6 protein-coding genes are annotated in these 8,252 nt (G+C 59.9%); 4 read left to right on the forward strand and 2 right to left on the reverse strand.

The genetic code is table 11. The features are described from left to right. Positions 1 to 181: 181 nt before the first annotated feature. Positions 182 to 820 (reverse strand): TetR/AcrR family transcriptional regulator, encoded by a 639-nt coding sequence (locus HV770_RS36755; protein WP_175166321.1) that lies wholly within the window; start codon positions 818 to 820, stop codon positions 182 to 184. Between the two features lie 90 nt (positions 821 to 910). On the opposite strand from HV770_RS36755, the gene HV770_RS36760 reads away from it, so the two are divergent. From HV770_RS36760 to HV770_RS36775, 4 genes are all read left to right on the forward strand, one after another. Next, complete coding sequence (locus HV770_RS36760) at positions 911 to 2,011, forward strand: NmrA family NAD(P)-binding protein (RefSeq protein ID WP_175166322.1); 1,101 nt, start codon at positions 911 to 913, stop codon at positions 2,009 to 2,011. Between the two features lie 44 nt (positions 2,012 to 2,055). Then, positions 2,056 to 2,661, forward strand: coding sequence for a hypothetical protein (locus HV770_RS36765; RefSeq protein WP_175166323.1), 606 nt, complete (start codon positions 2,056 to 2,058; stop codon positions 2,659 to 2,661). An 827-nt stretch (positions 2,662 to 3,488) separates the two neighbouring features. Further along, positions 3,489 to 5,417 (forward strand): peptidoglycan-binding domain-containing protein, encoded by a 1,929-nt coding sequence (locus HV770_RS36770; protein WP_175166324.1) that lies wholly within the window; start codon positions 3,489 to 3,491, stop codon positions 5,415 to 5,417. Positions 5,418 to 5,866: 449 nt separating this feature from the next. After that, positions 5,867 to 7,441, forward strand: coding sequence for an amidase (locus tag HV770_RS36775; RefSeq protein WP_217468704.1), 1,575 nt, complete (start codon positions 5,867 to 5,869; stop codon positions 7,439 to 7,441). A gap of 263 nt (positions 7,442 to 7,704) precedes the next feature. Here the strand turns inward: HV770_RS36775 and HV770_RS38340 are convergent. Continuing rightward, positions 7,705 to 8,252: hypothetical protein (locus HV770_RS38340; RefSeq protein WP_217468705.1), on the reverse strand; the 548-nt coding region annotated here is incomplete at its 5' end.

An 8,252-nucleotide genomic window follows, 5' to 3' on the forward strand; every position in this document is an offset into this window, starting at 1 on the left:
TTTCGGTGAAGGGCAGCGTTACGGCGCCAGCTCCCAGTAACCGTCGGCAAGGCGCTACCATTCGAGGACGCCTCGCAGATTTCTCCATAGCGGCCATCCGGGAGCCACTCCCGGAATCGTCAGGTGACCATGGCATCGAACGGATCGTCCACGCATTCGATGTAGGTCGGGAATCGCAGCGCTACGGGAGCGGATGAAGTTGAAGAAAAACAGCTGCAGCGTTGCGGGCACGTGCCGCGACTTCGCGTGAGTTCGGCCGCTTGGCGACGCCAAGCAGCAGGCTGACCATCAAATTACCCCACAGCAACCCGCTGAACTGTTCGGCAAGTTCGGCAGGGCGGCCATTGAGAAGTCCGGACGCCTGAGCCCGGGCCATGATTTGACGCAAGGCGGCGCGGCTTGTCTCGCGCCCTGTCGAGTCGAGTGCTTGCGCCACCTCGGGCGCATGGACCGCCTCGGCGATCGCCAGTCGGAAGACCGCAATGACCGTTGGATCGGTGATCTCGCGGACGAGCTGCGTCCCGAGAGAAGTCAGTACGTGCGCGAGTGTCTCTCGGTCGCGCGGCACGGGCAAGTCAGCGGGTACCTGCAGTCTCGTGGCGCGCGCGCTGATGCACGCGACTAGCATTTCCTTCTTGTTGCCCACCAGCGCATACAGTTCTCGCTTCGAAACCCGCGCGCGCGTGGCGATCTCCAGCGTGCTGGTCGCCGCGTAGCCACTCGCCATGAACGACGCGAAGGCTGCATCGAGAATGCGCGCGCGCACCTCAGTTTCGTCGCGGCCTTCCTGACGGTCCTTTGACAGCGATACCGTGGTCATCGTGATCTCTCTTGACATTCGGTACCGCATAGTACCATACTGGAACAACCATCTGGTACTGATGAGTACCGCGACTGCTCGGAGGCGATCATGCTCAAGCCAAGGATCCTCGTAACCGGTGCGACCGGGAAGACAGGCAGCGTCGTTGTTGCCGAACTGCTGAAGGCCGGCTATCCCGTACGCGCCATGGTGCACCGGGAAGATGGTCGCAGCGTGCGGCTGAAAGCGCAGGGGGCCGAGATAGCGGTTACCGACCTGAGTGATGTCGAGCGCGTCGCCGACGCGCTGAAAGACGTTCAGCGCGCCTACTTTTGTCCGCCTTTCGATCCCTACATGATTCAGGGCGCGGTCGCCTTCGCCGTCGCCGCCAGGGAATCCGGGCTCGAACACATCGTCAGCCTGACCCAGTGGCTGTCGAGTCCCTCGCATCCCGCCCTCATGACCCGACAACTCTGGCTCGTCGATCAACTGTTCTCGATGACGCCGGGAGTCGCGCATACGATCGTGAGGCCGGGCTTCTTCGCTGACGCCTATCTCGCATTGACTGGATTTGCTGCGCACCTCGGCGTATTTCCCTGGATCTATGGCGATAGCCGTAACGCGCCACCGTCCAACGAGGATATCGCGCGAGTCGCCGTCGCGGCCCTGATGGATCCTGCACGGCACGCCGGGAGGAGCTACCGTCCCACGGGACCGGAGCTCCTTGGCGGGGAGGACATGGCCAAGGCGATCGGCCGGGCGGTCGGGCGATCGGTCAAGGTCATGCCGACGCCGAGCTGGCTATTCATGAAGGCCGCCCGGATGGGCGGCTTGCCGATCGACCTGATCAGCGGCCTTCGCTACTACGTAGACGATCACAAACGCGGGGCTTTTGAGCTGGGCGCTCCGACCACGGACGTCCCCGATGTGACCGGTCAGCCAGCCGAGGACTTCGAGACGATCGCGCGTCGCTACGCGGCGCTTCCAGCCAACCGGCGGACGCCTGGCAATTGGCTTCGCCAGTTCGCGCAGTTCGTGATCGCCCCGCTCAGCCTCGGTTTCGATCTGGAGCGCTACGACCGTGAACTACGCCGTCCGTTCCCGTCAGAACCGCAGTTTGCCTCTGAGTCCAAGGTCTGGCTGCGCGAGCATGCCCCGGCTCATGCGGAGCGAGGCGCTGTGATAGCAGAGCTACGCGCGCTGCGCGCTTAAGTTCTCGCGGGCGATCGCGGGAAGTCGAACCAAAGGAGAGACTCATGCTGCCCCAGCTCTGGTGGTTTTTCGTTAGCATCGCATTCAGCTTCACCGCATGGGGAGTCCTCACCAGGCGATACGTCTGGCCAAAACTCCGCCTCCTGCGACCAGTCGAAGCGCTGCGGCCTCTACTCATCCTGCACAGCTTTCGCTTCATTGGGTTGGCCTTCCTTGTCCCAGGCGTCGTGTCGCCAGAGCTGCCGTCTACGTTCGCGTATTCCGCCGCCTATGGGGATCTCGTTGCGGCGATACTAGCGTCGTTATCACTGGTGTTGCTGCCACGCGGGGCTGGCATTGTGGTCGTCTGGATCTTCAACGTGTGGGGCCTGGCAGATCTCTTGAACGCGTTCTATCAGGCCAATGATGGCGGACTCGTGCCGGGGCAGTTGGGCGCAACCTACTTCATTCCGACTCTCGTTGTACCTCTACTGCTGATCACGCACGGACTTATCTTCCGGATTCTTCTGCAACATCATAATCAGCCCGCGATGCGGGAAAGCCGGCAGCCCGGTGAGGGGCTATCAAGTGGAAGGTCCATGATCGATGCGACGATCGATCTCACCACAGAGCCCCAATCGGTCGCTGCGGCTACTCGTCTGGCGAGGTGAGGCACATGCGCAGATCGCGCCTATCCAGACAAGCTTTGATGGAACGTCCTGAGCCGCAGAGTCGTTTCTGAACTACGCGAGTATCCGGCCACAGTACACGCCACTTGAGAGTATGTTGAAGCGTTCCGGGAATTCGGCGAGCCCATCGACCTTTGCGGTCCAATTCAATACGAATGTGCAAAGGCTGCAATGGCTGCGCTAGCACTGGCCCGGACCGCGCGTCGACGACAGGCGCTGCAAGGTGCAAACCCGCGCCAAAGTTCAGCCATGGAGCGTGAATTGTCAGACTTCAACGTGACCCTGAGGAAGAACGCAAGGCGCTGCTCCAGCGTCCAGCGGAGATCGTGATTAGCCGGCGAGCTGACGTACAGGGATTCAAAGAGGCATTAAGCACCTGACGCCACCCACACTAACGGAAAAATCAATCCGTCGGGCTCAGCACGACCCATTGCCGACGGACACGTAATCAGCGGGCCAAGGGCAGCTAGTAGAGGCATAAGGGCCATTGCACTGTCCCCTCTCGATCAATGTGACGACCGGAACCAGCCGAGCCCTGCGTCAAGACGAAGCTGGCGGGTCGGTCAATGCCAGCATCGGGCGGGGTTGAATGCTGGGTCAGCGGTATATTGGGCTGCCGACGGTGGCGGCATGTGAGCCGTCAGATAAGACCGCTGCTTGCGTTAGTTCGAACGTGCGGGAGAGTCGCGGCGCGCCTATGTGTGTCATCGAACATATATGCGCAACGGCGTCTTACGATCTTGAAAGCCATCGCCTATGGTCTCAACTGGTACTGCCGATCGTGACCAATGCTTCGTGAGCAGAACGCCATGGATGCGCAATCGCTACGGCAAGGCGATAGTGGCGACGATGTCAGGGAACTTCAGCGCGCACTCATGCAGCATGGCTTCAACCCGGGCATGATCGACGGGGAGTATGGGCAGGGCATTGTCGCAGCAATCATCGCCTTTCAGAGTAGCGAAAGACTATTGCCCGACGGCTTGGCGGGGCCGCGGACAATGTTCGCACTACGGCTTGTCGATTCAAACACGTTACCATCGCCGATTGCAGGCGTAACTGTCGAGGTGGTTAGTCGCATGTTTCCAGCAACGCCCATCTGCAACATCAAGGCGAATCTGCCACCGTTGTTGTCGTCACTCTTGACCAACAAGGTGGCCGACAAGCCAATTATATTGATGGCGCTCGCCACACTGCGGGCGGAAGTCGAATGCTTCGAGCCGGTCAGCGAGGGGCAGTCGCGCTATAACACGTCGCCGTCCGGACATCCGTTCGATCTTTACGACAACCGTCGAGATCTTGGCAGTGCGATTCTCGAACGCCTTTTCTTAGCGCTGCTGGCCATCCTAAGCCTGTTTTCGGCGCTGTCCTCCTCAAGAGCCGCGGCGGCCGAGACCTCTGCGGCGCTGGAGCGCTTGTGTGGCGAAAACCCCGATTTAGTGCAGGCCACGAGAGAAATGAAGGGCTTTGTCCCCGCTACGGCCGTCACAAACGCGCTGCCAGCGGAAGGTGATGCCCGAATCGTCTACAGGACGCGGTTGGACAGCGCCAACCCGCAGCGCTTCCACATCTTCGAACCCAACCGCGCCGCACAGCCGATCGTTGTCTCAGCGGAAACAACGACGAGTGCCGTCAACGATAACTTCCCCTCCAACGAAAGCGTGCTCCTTCACGTCCGGCTTCCCGGTGACAGCCACGTATGGCCGCTGTTCTACAGACGCGATTTTCTCGTAGTCGAGTGCGCTGCTGGACAGTTCAGGTCGTGGGCTATGATCCAGGCGTATGTTAGCTCGCCCTCGGTAGCTTACTTGTGGCTTCCAGTATCGGTGACCGTGTTTCTGCTGTCGACGTGGGCCGTCTCTCGATCGCGGAAGGCGATTCTCAAAGTTAGTACCGACGGAAAGCTGGCCGAGAAGTACCCGTCGGTGTTCTCCGCAAAGCAGTTCAAGCCGATCGATTACATCAATCCGATTCAGCTGACCGCTGACGCATTCAACCAGGCAAGCGTCCAGAAGTTTCAGGTATTGATGTTTTCGTTTATCGTCGGCAGTCTTGTACTCTCGCTCGTCCTACGAACAGGAACACTAACCGATTTGTCGGGAACCCTTGTGGCCTTGTTAGGTATCTCGGGCATAGGCGCAGCGGTCTCCCAAGTGACCTATACATCGAAGACTCGCTTGAGCTTCGAAAACTGGGCTTGGCTACAGGCGAACCGGGTGCTGGAGGAACAGGCGGAAAGAGGTCCGCAATGGAAAGACCTCGTCTTAACCAACCGCGAATTCGACGTCTACAAACTGCAGACGATCGTTTTTAGCGTTGCGGTAGCGGTCGCACTCGTCCTCGACGGCGCCGCGCACCTTGCGACTTTTGAGGTGCCCCCGACGATGCTGCAGATCCTTGGCCTGTCCCAAGTTGTGTTCGTCGGCGGCATCCTCGTGCGCCCTCCGGCGACCGAGGATCTCGACAAGGCTCTGACAAAGCTTCGAGACGCGGCCAAGACCTATTCTGAAGCTGCCGCGCGGAATACGGACGTCGACGAGACTGGCAAACTGGTGCCCGGAACCCAGTCGCCAGTCACCGTCGCAGTGCACGCCAGACGCCAATATGAAGAACTCGTTGGATCCGTCATTCCGATGATCGAATCCACCCTCGAAGTGGAGGTAAATGAAGCAGCTCTGCGGGAAGCGCCAATGAACGGCGGCGCCTTTTTGCGCCCTCCCGTTGAAAACTGCGCCGTCTAATCACGGTGAGCGCGTAGCTTTACGGACCAAAACGACCTGACTGCCGCACAAATGCTCTCGCGCCAACAGAACGTCGCGAATCGGCTTTTTGCTTCCATCTGTCACCGATCGCCGACTGAAACGGCCATTCAATCAGCCATATCGGCCGCTAGGTCTCCGGCCTTTTTACACGCGCCGTACCTACATCAATGGCGATCGTCACCGGTTCGACCGCTCCGGTCATCGCGGCTCTCGCGTCGCCTGCACTCCGCTAGTTGAACTCACGCACCAGTCGGGTGACTAGCGGTGCCGTTGTGGTGCGCCAACGTTTCGAACGTCCCTGTTCGTGATGCATTCCGTCGCCGGGTCTCTGGGCATGCGGACCAGGCACATGGCATAACAGTTGCGTTATGCATGCGCCGGATTTTCCGGCGATCGACAAATCGTGCATATGGATTTAGGAGCGGTGGATGGTTCTGCGTAAAAGTTGGGCGGCACTGGCGGTCGCAATGGTGGGGGCACTACCCATGTTGGCACAAGCGCATGTCGCGGCAAACGCCATCGTGAAGATGAGCATTACCGACTTGCGAGAGGCGCTGGACAAGGGTGACGTGCGTGCAGTTGAGGTGGTGTCCGCCTATCTCCAGGAAATCGACAGGGATAACAAGCGCGGCAAGGCGCTCGACGCGGTGATCGCCCTTAATCCTGACGCGCTTGCGCAAGCGAAGGCATGGGACGATGCGCATGCAAGCCACCATTCCTCCGCCGATGAGCCGCTCGGCGGCATTCCGTTTCTCGCCAAGGACAATTACGACACGAAAGGTATCGTGACAAGTGGCGGGTCAGTCGCGCTATCGACATCGAAACCGGATTCGAACGCGTCGGTCATCGACAGGCTACTAGGCAACGGCGCGATCCTCCTCGGAAAGACAAACATGTCAGAACTGGCTGCTTCGTATGGCTGGCTCGGCTACAGTTCGTACGGCGGTCAAACGGTCAATCCGTTCAACCCTTTGCGCGACGCGTCGGGCTCCAGTAGCGGCTCCGCGGCAGCCGTGGCCGCGCATTTTGCACCGTTCGCGCTGGGCACCGATACGAGCGGCTCTATCCGCGGCCCCGCCAGCGTGACCGGTACCGTCGGCATGCGACCAACGCTCGGCCTGACGAGCCGCGCTGGCATTATTCCGCTGTCGCTGACAGCGGACGACGCGGGCGTGATCACGGCCAACGTCCAAGATCAGGCAATCGTGCTAGATGCAATTCGCGGACAGGACGATGCGGACGCCGCGACGAAACAGACCCCGCAGCCGTCGACACCATTCGCCGCTGCGCTCGACCCGCACGCACTGAGCGGCCGCACGATCGCTGTGGTTGACAACTTCGATGGCAGCAATCCGGACGTGGACCACATCAAGCTGGAGGCGGCGAAGACGCTGGAAAATGCGGGCGCTCGCATCGTCCACGTGACCTTGCCAAAGGTGTTCGAGAACCTGTGGAATGTCGTGCTCGGCCCGGTCGGCGTCGCAGAATTCCGTCCGCAATTTAATGCCTACCTGGCCTCTCTGTCGAGTGGGCAACCGAGGAACATGGGCGCGTTCATGACGTCGCTGGACGCTCTAACGGACAGCGGCACGAAGTTGATCAATCCGGGCCGTTATAAGGGACTCGTTGAAAGCTTCCAGACCACGACGGTCGAATCGCCAGCCTATATCTCCATCCTGACGCGTACCATTCCCGATTTGCGTGAGCAACTTGTTGCAATCATGGACAACGGCAAATTCGATGCCCTGCTGTTCCCGACGATGAGCTGCCCGGCGTCAGTGATTCACGGCAAGAAAGATCCGTCGTATGTCTGCCATTCGCCCGACGAGTATGCCCCGTCGTACATCGCGTCGTCGACCGGGTTTCCCGAAATCTCGGTGACAGGCGGCGTCGCGACCGGCGATGTGCCCGTCGGGGTGTCGTTTCTCGGTCGTGCGAACGACGATGCGAAGTTGCTGAGTCTCGCGTACGCGTTCGAAGCTGCTCGTTCGAAGACGCAGTAACGACGCGGCGCCGGGCGGCCGGTGCGGCGGTCGACGTAAGGCTCTTCGTCTTCGCTGCGCCGGTCACGAACGTACTGCATCTCACCTCGACATTCCACAGGCGCTTTTTCGCGCACCGCACCGGATTGCGACAGACAGCTATCAAATGAGAAGCGGTCGTCTGCGCGTTCCGAGTACCACGCCGAGCGAGTGACTGTTCGTGGCCGAGAGTTCGCATTCACGGCAACCGCCGGTATGCGGTCGTTGAAGTTTCAGCGGCCGCTCTATAGAACGTTCATCGAACTGGCGCTATCGGCCACAAGCAGCCTGTCGAAATGGCCACGCAGATCGTCGACAACACATACACAAGCACTGCACATATTTGCGAGTTTATGCGGGTTCTCTTTTGTGTCGTCGCTGAACGAGGTGAGGAAGATCGCGATTCGCGATATCGGTCGAAAAATCTGTTTTAGCAAAGTGGGCGACCTGATTGTCGAAGCGAGAGAGCGCTTTGTCGGTAAAAGCTGCGGGAATCGACAAGCGTGCCAGGTGGCTTGCGCCAATGCGCGCTTCCGAGTTATCAACTCGGAAGCGGCCGTTTGCCCGCGGAGGTCGACCGGCCGCAGTGGGTCGATCGTGGTCTTCCGCGTCAGACAGCGGTCGGCCAGGAAGGGCCACGCAATTGAATCCGCACGTGAGCACTCGAACGTCTTCTGTTTCCTTGATTGTGTTGAAAAAGTCTGTCGACGCGCGGATTGTTCGGTATCCTGGAAGACATCGATCGACGGGAGTGATTCGTCATGATGGGTCAACTGGGCAGCGGACAAGACAA

The sequence above is a fragment of the Paraburkholderia fynbosensis genome (assembly GCF_902859935.1).
GTDB classification, from domain to species: domain Bacteria; phylum Pseudomonadota; class Gammaproteobacteria; order Burkholderiales; family Burkholderiaceae; genus Paraburkholderia; species Paraburkholderia fynbosensis.